Source organism: Geodermatophilus sp. URMC 65 (genome assembly GCF_053502545.1).
The window spans coordinates 1432548-1447649 of record NZ_CP199954.1 but is presented as its reverse complement, the minus strand read 5'-3'; the positions used below and the strand labels follow the sequence as shown (position 1 = coordinate 1447649).

Sequence of the window (15102 nt, the reverse complement as noted above, 5' to 3'; positions counted from 1 at the left end):
GGCGTCGGTCCTCCTCGTGCAGTCGTGCGGTGACGTCCCCCCTCGCGGCGGTCCTTGAGCGGCCCCGGTGACGTGTGGGCCGCGCGCGGTGCGGCGATGATCATGACTACACGGGGCAACGAGGTCCGACCAGTCCGGGGCCGTTCCCCAGTGGCGTGAGCCGCGATGGCGCAGGGCGTCGCGGCGCGGTGTTTTCACGCCGGGGCGCGAATCTAGCCGCAGGGAACCGGTTCCAAACAGGATCGCCGTCACGCTCCCCGTGACGTGCGGGACGTGGGCGACATCACGCACGGCGTGTCCTCGGCAACACGCCGAGCAACGGGTCACGGATACGTCACGGAGTGTTTGGATCTGCGGCGAGCCCCTCGAGCCCGGCAACGGGCGTTCTCCCCCCACGAACGGGTAGGTGCATGACCGGTCGGCGTCGCGCGCAGCGCTCCGGGGACCCCCGGGTCCCCGGATCCTCCCCGGCCCGGCGGTCGGCCTCCGGCCCGCGTCGCGGGCCGCTGCTGCTGACCGCGCTGGTCGTGGGCGGGCTGGTCGCAGGCGTCACCGGCGTCTCGAACGCCTCCGACGCCCCGACCGGGCCGAGCTCGGTGCTCGCCGCGCAGATGGAGCTGGCCACCCTCGGCGACGACGTCGAGACGCTGCCCATGGCCTCGATCACCGAGGCGGAGGCCCAGGCCCGGCTGGCCGAGGTGGCCGCCACGCGCGCCGAGCGCGCCGTGGCGGAGGCGGCCGCCGCCGAGGCGGCCCGGGAGGCCGCGCGGCCCAAGGCGGTGCTGCCCGTCGACGGCGCCCGCTTCACCAGTGGCTACGGGGGCCGGTGGGGCACCTTCCACTACGGCATCGACCTGGCCGCCCCGATGCGGACGCCCGAGTACGCGGCCATGGACGGCGTCGTCCTGCGGGCCGGGTCGGCCAGCGGCTTCGGCCTGGCCGTCTACGTCCTCCACGAGAACGGCGACGTGACCGTCTACGGCCACATGGACCAGATCCTCGTCGAGCCCGGCCAGTACGTGGAGGCCGGCGAGACGATCGCGCTGCTGGGCAACCGCGGTCAGTCGACCGGTCCGCACCTGCACTTCGAGGTGCACCAGGGCGGGATGAACGGCAAGCGCATCGACCCGGTGCCGTGGCTGGCGGAGCGCGGCGTCGAGGTCTGATCCTCGTTCCGTGGGCAGCGCTGCGGAGGACCTCAACCGGCGGTTGCTGCGTGCCCGGGACGCGATGGACAGCGCTTACGCCGAGCCGCTCGACGTCCCCGCCCTGGCCCGGATCGCACACGTCTCCGAGGCGCACTTCATCCGGACGTTCCGCGCCACCTTCGGGGAGACGCCGAACCGCTACCTGCAGCGGCGGCGGGTCGAGCGGGCCATGTTCCTGCTGCGCTCCACCGACCACAGCGTCACCGACGTCTGCATGGCCGTCGGGTTCTCCAGCCTCGGCACCTTCAGCCGAGTGTTCCGGGACGTCGTCGGGGAGCCGCCCTCGGCCTACCGGCGCCGCGGGCCGCTCGGTCCGGTGCCCTCGTGCTTCGCGATGGCCTGGCTGCGGCCGAGCAGTTTCGGAGAAGCACGGAGCCGCTGACCCGCCCTAGCGTCCACCGCATGTTGACCTCACTGGGCACCACGCAGATCTACGTCCTCGACCAGGAGCAGGCGCTGGACTTCTACGTCGGGAAGCTCGGCATGGAGGTCCGCGAGGACGTGGACCTCGGCTTCATGCGGTGGCTGACCGTCAACGTCCCGGGAGACCCCGGTCGCGGGATCCTCCTGGAGGTCCCGGGGCCGCCGGCGATGAGCGAGGAGACCGCCGCGCAGGTGCGGGACCTGCTCACCAAGGGCGCGACGGGCGGCCACCTCTTCTTCCGCTGCGACGACGCGCACAAGACGCACGCGGAGCTCAGGGCCAAGGGGGTGGAGATCACCGAGGAGCCGGTCGACCAGCCGTACGGGACCGACTTCGGGCTCCGTGACCCGTTCGGCAACCACCTGCGCATCGCGCAGATGACGCAGGGCTGACCCGCCCCACCCCCTGCGCGGAGGCGCCGTCGCGGCCCTGTACAGTTGATCCCGGCTCGGTCACACCAGACCGGGTCGGAGCACGGGGCTGTGGCGCAGCTGGTAGCGCACCACACTGGCAGTGTGGGGGTCAGGGGTTCGAGTCCCCTCAGCTCCACCCCGTCGACCAGGCCGTTCTCTGAATCGGAGAGCGGCCTGAGTCGTCTCTGGTCGCAGTTGTGGTTGCAGTTCGCCCACCCTCACCCGGCAGCAGCAGATCGCTCATCCGGTCGGCGGCCTCGCGGGCCAGGGCCGGCATGACGTGGCGGTAGATGTCCATCGTCGTGCGCATCTGGCTGTGGCCGAGCAGCTCCATGACCACCCGCGGGTGGATGTTCTCGCTCAGCAGCAGAGTGGCGGCGGTGTGCCGCCCGTCGTGGAGCCGTACATGCCGACGCCGGCCGCCTTGAGCAACCGGGCCAGTCGTCGTAGTCGGACTTCCTGTCGATCGGCCGGCCGTTGGGCTGGGTCATGGATTGGTCACGCCGGGCGGGCTCATACGGCCAGGTGGAGGCCCTCGTTCGCCCCTCGCCGTGACCACAACGGGTCACGCGGTGAGTTCCAGGCCGTGTCGGGGCGGCGATCCGCCGAACGGCCTCCCCAGTGGCAGTCCCAGGGCGCTCGGCCGCGGCACGCTGGTGGATGGGCCTTCACAGAGGCCGACTGTGGCGGTCCCCAACAGCTTCGTCACCGAGCACGAGGTGGCCCATGCCAGCGACCTGGGCCAGGTAGAGCGTGATCGGGTGGTCCGGACCGAGCACCCGGCGGCAGCGCTGCAGGGTGTCCTGGCCCAGGGTGCGGGCCGGCTCCGCCTCGCCCAGCCGGACCAGGGCGAGGGTGAGGGCGGCGGCCGCCCACAGGGAAATAGCGTGGTCGAGGCCGAGTGTTCGGTGGCAGCGCTGCAGCGTGTCCTGGCCCAGGGTGCGGGCCGGCTCCGCCTCGCCCAGCCGGGCCAGCGCGAGGGTGAGGGCGGCGGCCGTTCCTAGGGTGATCGGGTGGTGGGGGCCGAGTGTTCGGTGGCAGCGCTGCAGCGTGTCCTGGCCTAGCGTGCGGGCCGGCTCTCCCCTAGGGAGCAGAGCGGCGGTCAGGGTGGCGGCCGCTAACAGGGTGGTCGGGTGGTCGGAGCCGAGCGTTTGGTGGCAGCGCTGCAGGGTGTCCTGGCCCAAAGTCCGGGCCGGCTCTACCTCGCCCAGCTGGATCAGGGCCAGGGTGAGAGTGGCCGCGGCGGTCAAGGTATCGGGGTGGTCGGGGCCAAGGATCGCCCGCCAGCGGTCGAGCAACTGCTCGCAGAGGGCCCGGCTGCCGGGGCTATCTCCCTTGGCTTGGAGATAGCGGGTGGTGTGCAGGACCAGTTGCCGACTGGCGGGCGAATGGTCACCCAGCGGGGCGGTGGCGAGCACGTGCGGAGCGAGCTGGGCGTAGGCATCCCAGCCGGCCGGATCGTCCGGGTCGCCGGGGGAGGCGGCGGCCAGCAGCTCCACCACCTGCTCGGCGGTGGCCTGCTGCCGGTCCGGCCGCAGCTGATGACGGATCACCGCCTGTACCAGCCGGTGCAGCTGGAAGCCGTCCGGGGAGCGGCGAGCCAGCGAGTAGGCGACCAGGGCGCCGACAGTGTCGGCGAGGGCGTCGGAATCGGCGGCGGTGCCGCGCAGCGGCTCGCCGAGCAGCCGGGCGTGGTCCCGGATCAGAAAGAGTGGGATCGGTTCGGGGGCGAGGAAGGCTGACAACTCCAGTAGCTGCACCGCGGCCGGGTCCTTGCATCCGAGCCGCTCCAGCGCCAGCGCCCAGGCGGTGTCGACCCGTCCGGAATAGCCCACCACCTCCCCGCGAGCCAGCAGGGTCGCCCGGCGCGTACGGAAGCGGCGCAGATAGTCCGCAGGCGGCAGGTCGGTCCGCTCCAGATAGCCGGCCGCCTGGGCGGCGGCCAGCGGCAGGTCGCCGAGCTCGGCGGCGAGCCTGTTTGCCAGCTCCTGGCTCATGGCCGGAATCCGCGCTTGGAGTAGCGCGACGGTCTCCGTCCGGGTCAGCACGTCGACCTCTAGCCGGCCGCCCAGCGCGCCCCAGCCAGGATTTCGGGAGGTGATCAGCACGTGCCCCGCGCCGTCGGGCCGGTAGGCGGCAATGTCCTGAGGCCGTTCGGCGTTGTCGAAGACCAGCAGCCAGCGATCGCGGTGGCGCAGCTCGGTGAGCAGCCGCTCCACGGTGTCGGCCACGGTGGGTCCGTGGGCAAGGTCCAGCCGGGCGGCCAGTGCAGCCAGCTGGTCGGGGATAAGTACCGGCTGTTCGGCGTCGATCCACCACACCAGGTGGTAGTCGGAGGCGAACCGGTGGGCGTACTCGATCGCCAGCTGGGTCTTACCGACCCCACCCAGGCCGTACAGCGCCTGCACCACGAACGTGCCTTCACCCGCGTGCAGGCGCTGGCGCAGCTCGGTGAGCAGGCCGTCCCGGCCGGTGAACCGCGGATTGCGCGGCGGCACCCGCCACACCCCCGGCAGCACGCCGGCGAACCCCGGCTTGTCCGTCGGCGCAAGTCCCGCTTCAGGGAACGGCGGAGCGGTCGTCGGCCGCCCGCGGGTCAGCCGGTCCCGCAGCTGAGTCGCCGCGGTGGCCTCGTCCAGGCCGGTCAGGTCCAGGGAGATCAGCGGCGCGTACAACGGCGGCAGGCGCACCGGCTCGACGATCACCGGCACAATCCGCCCCTCGGCCACCCCGTGTCGGGCGAACGCCGCGCGCAACTCTGCACGGCCGAAGGTGCTGGAGAAGTAGGCCTCGGTGCACACCGCCAGCAGCCGGTCAGCCCGCTGCAGCGCCGCGGCCATGCGGGTCACGAAGTCCTCGCCCGGCGCCCAGTCCCACACGTCCAACTCGACGGTGTACCCGGCCTGCTGCAGCTGCCAAGCCAGCCACTCCGCCCAGCCGGTGTCCCGGCCGGCGTGGCTGATGAAGAAGTCGGTCTCCCCACCGCTGACGCGCCACGGGGTCGCGCCGCCAGCTGCGGCGCCCGCTGGCCCACTCACGGTCACGGCTTCCCCCTTGTGCGCAGCTAAGGAGATCGAGCGTCGAACCAGCCGGTCTGATACGAGGGCCTCACCGTTCTCACGATGAGGCGCGGGAGGTCCGTAGGTCCTCAGCCCCACAGCACATGGCCTGGACCGTCCGGTAGCCACTGCCCGATGCCGGTGGATGCCGTGGACGTGAACGTGTCCTGGCCGTCATGTTGACCTGTCGAAGGCGCCGCCTGTCGTACTGGATTGCGCCGCCCCGCCCGGGCGCTCGATTCAGTGGGCTGGGCGGCGTCCTCGGGGTGGCAGTCCAGGACGAGGCCTTCGGATGACGATGTCGCGGTGACGAAGCGCGAGCGCATCGACCGGGACGTCCTGCATCGCCGCGCTCAGGTTGGTGCTGTCCGGCCCTGCTCGGGGCGACGTCTACGACCTCGTGGCGGTCGCGGCTCCCAGCCATGTGCCTGGCTGGTTCACCCCGGATGTGGCTCTGCCAGAACTCGCCGTCACGGCGCTCGACCTCGCATGCCCGGCCGGCGTCGAGCCGTTGGAGTACGAGGGGCTGCGCGAGCGCTACCTCCCCGAGGTGACGTTCCGCGGCCGTGTAGAGCACCGCAACAGCCGGGTTGATCTGCGGTTGTGCGTGGAGCGGGTGACGGGATCGAACCCGCATGGCCAGCTTGGAAGGTGTGTCGAGCTCCGAAGGCGGCAGCGGCGCTCGCGTCGGTCCTCGGCATCGCAGTGTCGATGGACGCCGGACGGCCGCGCCCTGCGCCCGAGGCTCCGACGCGCGCGCCTTGTCACCGGCTGAGCCACGCGCGGATGGGTGCCAGACTCGGCCGGTGCGGCCGCGTCGACTCCTGCTCATCCGCCATGCCAGGGCCGCCGGCGGCCCGGTCGACTCGGAGCGGCCACTGACTGCCGAAGGCGTGCAGCAGGCCGCGGCGCTCGGGGCCTGGCTGGAGCACGCCGGTCTGGTGCCTGACCGGGTGCTCGCGTCCCCTGCCCGCCGCGCGGTACAGACCTGGGAGCAGGTCGGTGCCGCACTGTCATCGGGAGTGCAGCCGATCGGTGACCCGCGGATCGGCGACAACACCGTCGATGCGCTGCTCGCGGCGATCCGGGAGACCCCGGAGGACGTGCTGTCGGTGGCCGTCGTCGGGCACAACCCCTCGATCGGTGAGCTGGCGGGCGTCCTCGACGACGGTCGGGGCGATCCGGTGGCGCGACGTGGGGTCGAGTCGGGGTTCCCGGCCGGGGGTGTGGCGGTGTTCGAGCTCGCCGTGTCCTTCGCCGCCGTCGGGCCGGGCGCGGCGACGCTGAGGGACTTCAGGGTGCCCGGCGACTGAAGGTCAGGCCCCACCTCCGCCCCCAGCGCATGCGGGAGGAGTGAGCGCCTGGCGGAGGCGCTGCGCCGAGGACCCGGCTGCCCGCGCGGTGTGCCGCGGTCACCATGCACTCGGCCGTGACGTCCAGCAGAGCCGCCGAGTCCGCGGTCGATCCAGGAGTGGCCGTCGAATGAACCAGTCGACGCCGACCGATCACGCCGCCACGTCCCCCGGCGTGCCGACGCTGGCTCACCGTCTCCCGAGGAGGCGTGTGCGTCCGACCTGTCCGCAGCTCCGTGCGGGTCAACCCGCCCCCTGGTGTCCCGGTTCGGCAGAGCCGACGCTGATGCAGCAGGCCGTCGCTCGGCAGGGGGGCTCAACATCGGCAGCCTGCTCGCGTCGTCGCCCGCCCGCCCGTGGTGGTTCCCGCGACCCTCGTGCTGGCCGTTGCGGCCCTCGGCTACCTGCTGCACCGTCGGGGGCTGCAGCGCATCCACGCCGCGCCGGTCGGTCACCGCCGGAGCCCTGCCACCTCGTCGAGCCGGCCGTGAGGCACCAGAGACACCACAGCCACGGACGCGATCATGCCCACTGGCTGCTACTGGGCCTGAGCCTGGCTCGTCGACTGTTCGGAGGTCGACCGGCCAGGCTCTTCGTCGTCGTCTCAGGACAAACCGGCGACTGGCTCTGCAGGGTCTCCTGGATGTAGTCCGACCGGGCTTGCGCGTCGGCGCCGTCGGCGAACACCTCGATCGAGCCGCCACCCTCGTTGCCCGGCTCGGTCGGGTCGATCGGCACGCCCAGGCGGCTGTCGGCGAACGCCACCTTGGACACGTACTGCCCCGGCCGCCCGATGAGGTCGTTCGCGTCGTTGGTCTCCGTGATCACCGCGCTGTCGGCGATGGGCAGCCCGGCGTCCTGCAGGGTGGCCAGTGCGGTCTCCGCGTCCATCACCTGGGCGGTCGTGGACGGTGCGGCCGCGGCCGCGGACTCGGGTGCTGCGGCGCTCGTGCTGGACTCGGTGGCCTGGGCGGTCGCCTCCGCGGAGTCCCCGCCCCCGCAGCCGGCGGTGAGCGCCGCCGCCGCGATGGTCATGATGATCGTCTTGCGCATGAGGTGGGTACCGGCAGGCTGGCGGCGACTCCGGACGCGGTGGATGCTCCGCCGCACCGTCAGGGTGCCGTTGAGCAGTCGATTCCTTCCACTGGTCCGATGGCGCTCAGGTCGTCGCGCTCGTCTTGGTCTGTCCCGTCCAGGACCGGCATCTCTCCCGAGGCGGCACGCGCCCTCGGCCGGGTGGCCGAGGGCACGTCGAGCACTCAGCCGAGGGCCGGGACCACGGTGGAGGGGTCGCCGTCAGCGGCGGCGGCCAGGGCCGGCACGGCCTCGTCCAGCAGGTAAGGCAGCGACAGCGGGCTGCCGAAGCCGAGCGCGGCGGACACATCGCCGGAGTAGCCACCGAGCAGGACCGTGCGGCCCTGGGTCACCACGTCGAGGCTGGAGAACAGCGTGTCCGCATCGGCGTCTTCTTGGTCGTACCCGTTCACCGCCAGCACGTCTGCGTTCAGCAGGTCCAGCCGCTCCTGGCTGAGGTCGGTGCTGGCGTCGGGGACGGTGAAGCCGAGATCAGTGAAGAACTGGGTGCGCAGGTCGTCCCTGCCGAGCAGATAGTGACCCGAGCCGACGCCTGTCAGGTCCACGGCGATCGAGCTGCCGGCGAAATCGGGGTTCTCGTCGACCGCCTGCTCGACCTGGCCTTCGACGTCGTCGACGAGCTGTTGCGCCTCCTCCTCACGGCCGAGCGCCTGACCGATGAGGAGGGTCTGCTCCTGCCACGGGGTGGCCCCGTCGGCGTACTCGTCGGTCTGGGCGAGCGTCGGCGCGATGCCGGACAGCTGGTCGTAGACCGTCTGGTCCATGAAGGAGTACACGCCCACGATCAGGTCGGGCTCCAAGGCGGCGACCGCCTCGAGGTTGATCTCCTGGCCTCCCACGGTCGGGATGTCCTCCGCCGGGAGCAGGTTCTCTGCCCACGGACGGGTCGTGGCGTCGTACTCACCCAGGTTCTCCCGTTCGCCGACCGGGGTCACGCCCAGGGCCAGCACGAAATCCTGGTCGTTGAAGCCGACGGTGACCACGCGCTGAGGCTCCGTGGGGATCTCGGTGGTGCCGTACTTGTTCTCGATGGTGACCGGGAAGGCGTCCGATGTGGAGGACGGTTGCACGGCGGGCGCGGAGCCGTCGTCCTCCGAGCCGCTGCAGGCGGTGAGCACTCCGGACAGGGCCAGGACGGCGAGGGGGACGGCGAGACGGGACGGGCGCAGCAGGCCCGATCTCTTCAACACCAGGCGAGGTTAGCCTGCCCTAACCATGTTGCCGGCCTGGCATCCCCTCGATCGCCTGGAGGGCAAGGCGCGGAATCAGCGACGGCTACCGACGGCGCTGGAACCAGAGCGAGCTGCCGGGGCGGCGAGTGAGGGCGTCGGACATGGCCTGTCGAGAGGGCCGAACAGGAGCGGTGTGCCGCCGGAGTCTCCTGAGGGCCGTCTACAGGGACACCATGGGAGGTGCTCGCGGCGGTCGGTGCGAGCGACGTCCGGCCAGCATGCGACCGTCGCGTGTCACCGTCGCCTCCATGACCGAACAGCTGCGGCGCGGGTGAAGCCCGCAGCCGCCAGCTGAGGCCACAGCCAGCGCCGACGACGAGGGCTGAGAGCCGGCCGGCGGGGTGGCAGTTCTGGTTGCAGCTGACGGCGTTCCAGCTCGTGCGTGGAAGCGCGCGGCGGACCGCTGCAGGACGGTCAGCGGCGCGAGGGGTCGATGACCCCGTGAGGGCCTGCGTCGTGCCACGCGGCTGCCGCTCCGGGTCCGATGGAGCCGGACCGGGTACTCACGCGACGACCGCGCCGGATGCACCAGCCGGCCAGCAGCCGACGTAGGTGTCGCTGCGGGGTCGAGAACCGAGGAGGCAGAGGTGTGCGATGACTGATTCGACAGGGCAGTGCCGCGTCGGGGTCACCGGGCTGGCGGTGATGGGGGCGAACCTGGCTCGCAACATCGCCCGCCACGGATTCCCGGTGGCCGTGCACAACCGGACGACCGCGCGGATGGAGGAGTTCGTCGCGGCCTACGGCAGCGAGGGCAGCTTCACCGGGTGCGAGAGCTTCGAGGACTTCGTGGCGGCGCTGGCGCGGCCACGGACGATCATCGTGATGGTGAAGGCGGGAGCGCCGGTCGACGCCGTCATCGAGGAGCTCACGCCGTTGCTCGACGAGGGCGACATCCTCATCGACGCAGGGAACTCGCACTTCCCCGACACCAGACGGCGCACCGATGCCTGCGCGGCGAGGGGCCTGCGGTTCATGGGTGTCGGAGTGTCCGGCGGCGAGGAGGGCGCGCTCAACGGACCGAGCATCATGCCGGGGGGCGACCCGGCCGCCTACGCCGAGGTGGAGGAGATCCTCACCTCGATCGCCGCGGTCGTCGACGGCACGCCGTGCTGTGTGCACGTCGGCCCGGACGGCGCCGGCCACTACGTGAAGATGGTCCACAACGGGATCGAGTACGCCGACATCCAGCTCATCGCCGAGGCGTACGACCTGCTGCGGCACGTGGCCGGGTTGGACGTACCGGCGATCGCCGGGATCTTCGAGCGGTGGAACTCCGGTGACCTGGACTCTTTCCTCATCGAGATCACCGCGAAGGTGCTGGCGAAGACCGACGACAAGACCGGGGGTCCCCTCGTCGACGTGATCGTCGACCAGGCCGCCCAGAAGGGCACCGGCACCTGGACGGCCATCGACGCCCTCCAGTTGGGCGTCCCCCTCACCGGGATCACCGAGGCGGTGTTCGCCCGCGGGCTCTCAGCGCTCCGCGAGGAGCGGCGGGCGGCGGCGGCGACGCTGACCGGGCCCGCGCCGGGGCAGGGCGCCGACCGCGAGGACCTCGTCGAGGACGTCCGCCTGGCGCTGTACGCGAGCAAGGTGGTGGCGTACGCCCAGGGTTTCGCGCAGATGCGCGCGGCGTCGCAGGCGAACGGGTGGGACCTGGACCTCGGGGCGATGGCCATGATCTGGCGCGGGGGCTGCATCATCCGCGCCCGGTTCCTCGACCGGATCCGCGAGGCCTACGCCGAGCACGGCGACGTGGTCAACCTCCTGATGGTGCCGTACTTCACCGACGCCGTGGCCAACGCACAGGACGCCTGGCGGCGGGTGGTGGCAACCGCGACCGAGCAGGGAGTGGCGATCCCGGCCTTCGCGTCGTCCCTGTCCTACTACGACGGCTACCGGCGCGAACGCGGCCCGGCCAACCTCATCCAGGGTCTGCGCGACTACTTCGGCGCCCACACCTACCACCGCGTCGACGCCGACGGTTCCTTCCACACGCGGTGGAGCCAGGACGGCACGGAGGTGCGCACGGACGCCTGGTCCGACGCCGTCCCCGACCGCCCGCGCCCCCGGACCGAGGGCTCGCCTGGTCACGGGCGGAGCTGAGGTCGCAGCGGGGCGGTCCCCACCTCCGAGGACCGGTGGCACCACCGCCTCGTGCCCGCTCCCGGACGGCCCCCGCAGAGGATGTGCAGGCGCCGTCCGGGGCGGAGCCATGCTCGATGCCGAGGGCTGCGCCGCCGTCCCGTCGGCGACGCAGCGCCGCGTCCACCTCGCTGACGTGCCGCCGGCCCACCGTCGTGTCGTCGGCCAGGGAGAGCACGTCCCCGGCCGGCAGGTCCGCCCGGCGGAACCCGCCCCAGCGGGGGACCACACCGGCCCCTCACCGTGGTGGGCGACCGGGTCGGTCGTAGCCGGGGCTGCGGCCACACCGACGGGATCCTCGGCCGGATCCCGCCCCTCCTCGATGCTCAGGCCAGGGAGCGCCATCCACGGCCGTCCCGGGCGATGAGTGCTGCGGCCTCGGGCGGTCCCCAGGTCGCAGCCTGGTAGAGCGGGATCGGCCGGGGATCGTGCTCCCAGTACCGCAGGATCGGGTCGACGATCTTCCAGCACCGGCCGACCTCGTCGGCTCGGATGAACAGCGTGGGATCGCCGATGAGGGCGTCGAGGATGACCCGCTCGTAGGCATCGATCGACTGCTCGTCGAAGCTCCGGTAGGAGAAGTCCATCGACGCCTTCTGGACCCGGAAGGCGTGGCCGGGGACCTTCGCGCCGAACCGGAGGCTGAGGCCCTCGTCCGGCTGGACCCGCACGATCAGTGCGTCCGGTTCCGAGTTGTGCTCCCGGCTGGGGAACAGCGGGAGCTGCGGTGGCCGGTGGAACTCCATGGCCACTTCGGTGACCCGCGCCGGGAGCCGCTTGCCCGTGCGCACGTAGATGGGGACGTCGTTCCACCGCCAGTTGGCCACCTCGAGTCGCATCGCCACGAACGTCTCGGTGTGGCTCAACGGGTCGACGCCGGACTCCTCGCGGTAGCCCGGCATGAGGTCGTCCCGGGTCCCCCCGCGGGTGTACTGCCCCCGGACGGCGTTGGCGGCGATGTCCGCCTCCGTCTCGAGCGGCCGGATCGCACGCAGCAACTTCACCTTCTCGTCGCGGATCGCCTCCGGGTGGAAGGACGTCGGCGGCTCCATGAGGAACAACGAGAGCACCTGCAGGACGTGGTTCTGGACGATGTCGCGCATCGCGCCGGTGGTCTCGTAGAACCCGCCCCGGTCACCGACGCCGAGCGTCTCGGCGACGGTGACCTGCACGTTGTCGACCCACGTGCGGTTCCAGATCGGCTCGAAGATGGAGTTCGCGAAGCGCAGGGCGAGCAGGTTCTGCACCGTTTCCTTGGCCAGGTAGTGGTCGATCCGGAAGATCTGCTCCTCCGAGAACGCCGAGGAGAGGTCGGAGTACAACTCACGGGCGCTCTCCTCGTCCCAGCCGAACGGTTTCTCGATCACCGCCCGGACGAAGCCGTTCCCCATCGGCTGGCTGAGTCCGGCCTTCCCGAGGCTGAGCGCGACAGGGCCGAAGAGCCGTGGTGGGGTGGCGAAGTAGTAGACCCGGTTGCCGGATGTTCCAGCGGAGCGATCGCACTCGTCCAGCACCTCGTACAGCCGCTGGTAGGTGGCGGGGTCGTCATACGCCCCGGCGACGTATCGCGCGGCAGCAGTCAATTGGGCCCAGCGGGGGTTCTCCGTCCCGGGCACCCGCTCGCGGCAGTACTCCCTGAACTCGTCGTCGGTCATCGGGGTTCGCGCCACGCCGATGACGGCCACCTCCGGCGGCAGCGCTCCGTAGGCAGCGAGCCGCTCCAGCGCCGGTAGCAGCTTGCGTGCCGTGAGATCGCCCGAGGCGCCGAAGATGACCAGTGCGCAGGGCGGAGATCGCCGATCCGAATCGGTCATGAGCTGCCGTGCCACCCTTCCGCACTTGCTGCAGCCGCGGATCGGCCACCTGGCCAGTGCGCTCTCTCCATACCCCGCCAGGCGTGGGCACGTGCGAGCACCCACGACACGCGAGAGGAGCGGCGCTGGTTCCTCGCGTCCCGAGGGTGGGGTGGAGATCAACCGCCCGCTGCACGTGGTCCGGCGCAGCGCCCAGATGGCCCGCTTCAAGGCGGCCGACCAGCTGCGCGCCTCGCGGGTGACCGCGCCGGCCAGCTGCGCTTGGCCGGCGTCCGGTCGGCGCTGCCTGCCTCGCGTGGTTCGAGTGATGGACCGGTGACGCTTCGGTGACGCCGTCGCGTGTTGAATCCGTCCTTCCAGGCTGTCGCTGTGCCGACGCCGCCGAAGGTGCAGCGGCGGGAGGCGACTGCCGAGGAGGCTCGGATCCTGCTGCGTGCAGTGAACCGCACGCCCATCATCGGAAGGGGCGCTCGATGACGACGCCGGTGGAATGTGTGATCCTCGACATCCCGAACGGACTCCGTCTCGATCTGCTGGGTCTCGTCGTCGAGATCGGTCGGGTCCGGATCCTGGCTGACCGGGACGGTCTGCTCGGCTCGATCCTCGCCTCCTTGACGTGCGGCGGCGCGTCGGCGGCGGACAACCTCGAGGCGATGGCGCAGCTGCTCCGCGCATCGGACGGCTCGGCGTCGGCAAGCGGCCCGCAGCAGGCATCGGCGCCCCAAGCGGCAACAGCCGGTTAGATCGCCGATCCTCGCCCCCAGCATCGCCCCACTGGAGGGGCAGCACTGCCGCTGGATCGGTGTGCTGGGGGTGCCGTGGATCCCGCCCAGCCGAGGTGCCTCGGACCGTGCCGGTCGCCTGGCCGGCGACGAGGCGCTGCTGCGGTGCGGCGCGCGTCTCAGCCCGCGTGCGCGCGGCGCTCGTCGCGACGGTGCTCCTGGTGGTGCACCCACAGCACCAGGCAGCGCAGCGCGGCGTAGCCCTCGGGGGAGGCGTAGCCCTGCTCGAAGCGCACGGCCTCGACCAGCTCGTCGCTGTCGACGCTCCTGCCGGCGGCGAAGCGGTCGAGCACCTCGCCGGACAGCGACGTGCTGCGGAACAGCCGCGCGATGCCCAGCGCCACGGAGTCGGACACGGTGAGGCTGAACGGCGGGTGCTTCATCGCCGCCCGTCGGTCGAGCAGCTGGGCGACCTCGCTGTAGACCTGTGCGTCCGTGGCGGGCACCCCGCGGGCGGTGATCTTCACGGTCGTCTCCTCGCTGGGTCGGTGTTCCGGTCAGGAGTTCGGCCGTGGACCGACGGAGGTCGACCCGAGCCGGTGCGGCCCCTCCCGAGGGGGGAGGAGCCGTTGCGGTCAGGGCAGCCGGATCGGCACGACGGGGCCGGGGGCGTGCGCCTGGGGCGGGACGCCGGAGCCGCCGAGGCCCAGCGGGTCGGCGTCCTCACCGCGGTCGAGCACGTAGCAGGCGGCGATGTCGCTGGCGCGGTACTCGATGATGCGCGTGATGACCTGGTCGATCGTCTCGCGGATGCAGTAGCAGCTGCCGTCGGTCGTGATCACGACGGTGTCCGACCCGGCCTCGACCCGCTCGATGTGGTCGGGGTCCAGACGGCAGTGCTCGCCGGTGCGGCGGGTGAGGCCGATCATCGCGGTCCTCCGGGTGGGCGGGGCATCGGGCCCCGGCGGCTCCCTCGGGAGTGAGGTGCCCATGCCTTCGACCCCTCGGCGCCCCCGGTTGAGCCCGCGCCGCACGGTCCGCCCCGTCGGGGTGAGAGCCCTACGGTCGGCGCCGTGACCGCGTCGGCGCGACAGATCTGGGCCGCCGGCGTGGTCGCGGCCCGGCCGGGGGAGCGGGTGCTCGAGGTGGGCTGCGGCCACGGCGTCCTCGTGGCCCTGCTGGCCGAGCGGGCGGGCGAGGTGCTCGGCGTCGACCGCTCGCCGACGATGGTCGCCGCGGCTGCCCGCCGCAACCGCGCGGCGGTCGAGGCCGGCCGGGTGCGGCTGCAGGCGGCCGCGCTGTCCGACGCCGACCTCGGGTCCGTCCCCATCGACGTCGTCGTCTGTTTCGACGTGCGGGCGCTCACCGACCCCGCGCAGGCGGCCACGTGGGACGTCGTCGACCGGGTGCTCGCGCCCTCCGGCCGGGTCGTCGTCGCCTTCTCGGTGATGACGCCGGGGACGGCGGACGACGTCGTCGCGCCGGTCACCCGGCTGGGCGGCGCCCGCGGCCTCGGCCTCGCCGCCGTGCACCGCCGGGCGGCGGCCGCGGGCATCGGTTCTGCCGCCGTCGAGCTGCGCCGTCCCGCCGGGGCCGCGCCTCCTCCTCCCGGGTGAGGCCGGGACACCGCGCTCA

Annotated in this window: 15 protein-coding genes, 1 tRNA gene and 1 pseudogene; 10 read left to right on the top strand and 7 right to left on the bottom strand. The window is 72.1% G+C overall.

Annotated elements, in window-relative coordinates; translation table 11 throughout:
• Positions 1–410 precede the first annotated feature (410 nt).
• From ACWIX7_RS06975 to ACWIX7_RS06960, 4 genes are all read left to right on the top strand, one after another.
• Positions 411–1166 (top strand): M23 family metallopeptidase, encoded by a 756-nt coding sequence (locus ACWIX7_RS06975; RefSeq protein WP_448620827.1) that lies wholly within the window; start codon positions 411–413, stop codon positions 1164–1166.
• A gap of 10 nt (positions 1167–1176) precedes the next feature.
• Positions 1177–1590, top strand: a complete 414-nt coding sequence (locus ACWIX7_RS06970) for a helix-turn-helix domain-containing protein (RefSeq protein ID WP_448620826.1) — start codon at positions 1177–1179, stop codon at positions 1588–1590.
• Between the two features lie 20 nt (positions 1591–1610).
• On the top strand, positions 1611–2024 hold the full coding sequence (locus ACWIX7_RS06965) for a VOC family protein (protein ID WP_448620825.1): 414 nt from the start codon (positions 1611–1613) through the stop codon (positions 2022–2024).
• 84 nt (positions 2025–2108) lie between these two features.
• Positions 2109–2181, top strand: a tRNA-Ala gene (locus ACWIX7_RS06960).
• Here the strand turns inward: ACWIX7_RS06960 and ACWIX7_RS06955 are convergent.
• Both ACWIX7_RS06955 and fxsT read right to left on the bottom strand, forming a co-directional pair.
• A pseudogene (locus ACWIX7_RS06955) lies at positions 2173–2454 on the bottom strand (tyrosine-type recombinase/integrase); the annotation flags it as partial. The gene ACWIX7_RS06960 and the pseudogene ACWIX7_RS06955 sit on opposite strands and share 9 nt — an antisense overlap.
• A gap of 259 nt (positions 2455–2713) precedes the next feature.
• Positions 2714–5089 carry an FxSxx-COOH system tetratricopeptide repeat protein gene (gene fxsT, locus ACWIX7_RS06950; protein ID WP_448620824.1) on the bottom strand — a complete coding sequence of 792 codons (2376 nt, stop codon included), beginning with the start codon at positions 5087–5089 and terminating at the stop codon, positions 2714–2716.
• A 376-nt stretch (positions 5090–5465) separates the two neighbouring features.
• On the opposite strand from fxsT, the gene ACWIX7_RS06945 reads away from it, so the two are divergent.
• Both ACWIX7_RS06945 and ACWIX7_RS06940 read left to right on the top strand, forming a co-directional pair.
• On the top strand, positions 5466–5879 hold the full coding sequence (locus ACWIX7_RS06945) for a hypothetical protein (protein ID WP_448620823.1): 414 nt from the start codon (positions 5466–5468) through the stop codon (positions 5877–5879).
• A gap of 31 nt (positions 5880–5910) precedes the next feature.
• Complete coding sequence (locus ACWIX7_RS06940) at positions 5911–6417, top strand: SixA phosphatase family protein (protein WP_448620822.1); 507 nt, start codon at positions 5911–5913, stop codon at positions 6415–6417.
• Positions 6418–6978: 561 nt separating this feature from the next.
• Here ACWIX7_RS06940 and ACWIX7_RS06935 read toward each other — a convergent pair.
• Together ACWIX7_RS06935 and ACWIX7_RS06930 are read right to left on the bottom strand one after the other, a co-directional pair.
• Positions 6979–7509, bottom strand: a complete 531-nt coding sequence (locus tag ACWIX7_RS06935) for a hypothetical protein (protein WP_448620821.1) — start codon at positions 7507–7509, stop codon at positions 6979–6981.
• Positions 7510–7715: 206 nt separating this feature from the next.
• Positions 7716–8741 (bottom strand): ABC transporter substrate-binding protein, encoded by a 1026-nt coding sequence (locus ACWIX7_RS06930; protein ID WP_448620820.1) that lies wholly within the window; start codon positions 8739–8741, stop codon positions 7716–7718.
• Positions 8742–9377: 636 nt separating this feature from the next.
• Between ACWIX7_RS06930 and gndA the strand changes: the two genes are divergently transcribed.
• The gene (gene gndA / locus ACWIX7_RS06925; RefSeq protein WP_448620819.1) at positions 9378–10892 is read left to right on the top strand and encodes an NADP-dependent phosphogluconate dehydrogenase; all 1515 of its coding nucleotides are present in this window, start codon (positions 9378–9380) and stop codon (positions 10890–10892) included.
• 365 nt (positions 10893–11257) lie between these two features.
• Here the strand turns inward: gndA and zwf are convergent, their stop codons facing one another.
• On the bottom strand, positions 11258–12745 hold the full coding sequence (gene zwf, locus ACWIX7_RS06920) for a glucose-6-phosphate dehydrogenase (protein ID WP_448620818.1): 1488 nt from the start codon (positions 12743–12745) through the stop codon (positions 11258–11260).
• A gap of 151 nt (positions 12746–12896) precedes the next feature.
• Between zwf and ACWIX7_RS06915 the strand changes: the two genes are divergently transcribed.
• A complete protein-coding gene (locus ACWIX7_RS06915; RefSeq protein ID WP_448620817.1) occupies positions 12897–13064 on the top strand; it encodes a hypothetical protein in 168 nt (55 codons plus the stop codon).
• A gap of 154 nt (positions 13065–13218) precedes the next feature.
• Complete coding sequence (locus ACWIX7_RS06910) at positions 13219–13488, top strand: hypothetical protein (RefSeq protein WP_448620816.1); 270 nt, start codon at positions 13219–13221, stop codon at positions 13486–13488.
• Positions 13489–13646: 158 nt separating this feature from the next.
• Here the strand turns inward: ACWIX7_RS06910 and ACWIX7_RS06905 are convergent, their stop codons facing one another.
• Positions 13647–13994 carry a hypothetical protein gene (locus tag ACWIX7_RS06905; protein ID WP_448620815.1) on the bottom strand — a complete coding sequence of 116 codons (348 nt, stop codon included), beginning with the start codon at positions 13992–13994 and terminating at the stop codon, positions 13647–13649.
• A gap of 108 nt (positions 13995–14102) precedes the next feature.
• The gene (locus ACWIX7_RS06900; RefSeq protein ID WP_448620814.1) at positions 14103–14396 is read right to left on the bottom strand and encodes a flagellar FlbD family protein; all 294 of its coding nucleotides are present in this window, start codon (positions 14394–14396) and stop codon (positions 14103–14105) included.
• A 144-nt stretch (positions 14397–14540) separates the two neighbouring features.
• On the opposite strand from ACWIX7_RS06900, the gene ACWIX7_RS06895 reads away from it, so the two are divergent.
• Positions 14541–15083, top strand: a complete 543-nt coding sequence (locus tag ACWIX7_RS06895; RefSeq protein WP_448620813.1) for a class I SAM-dependent methyltransferase — start codon at positions 14541–14543, stop codon at positions 15081–15083.
• The last annotated feature ends 19 nt before the right edge of the window (positions 15084–15102 follow it).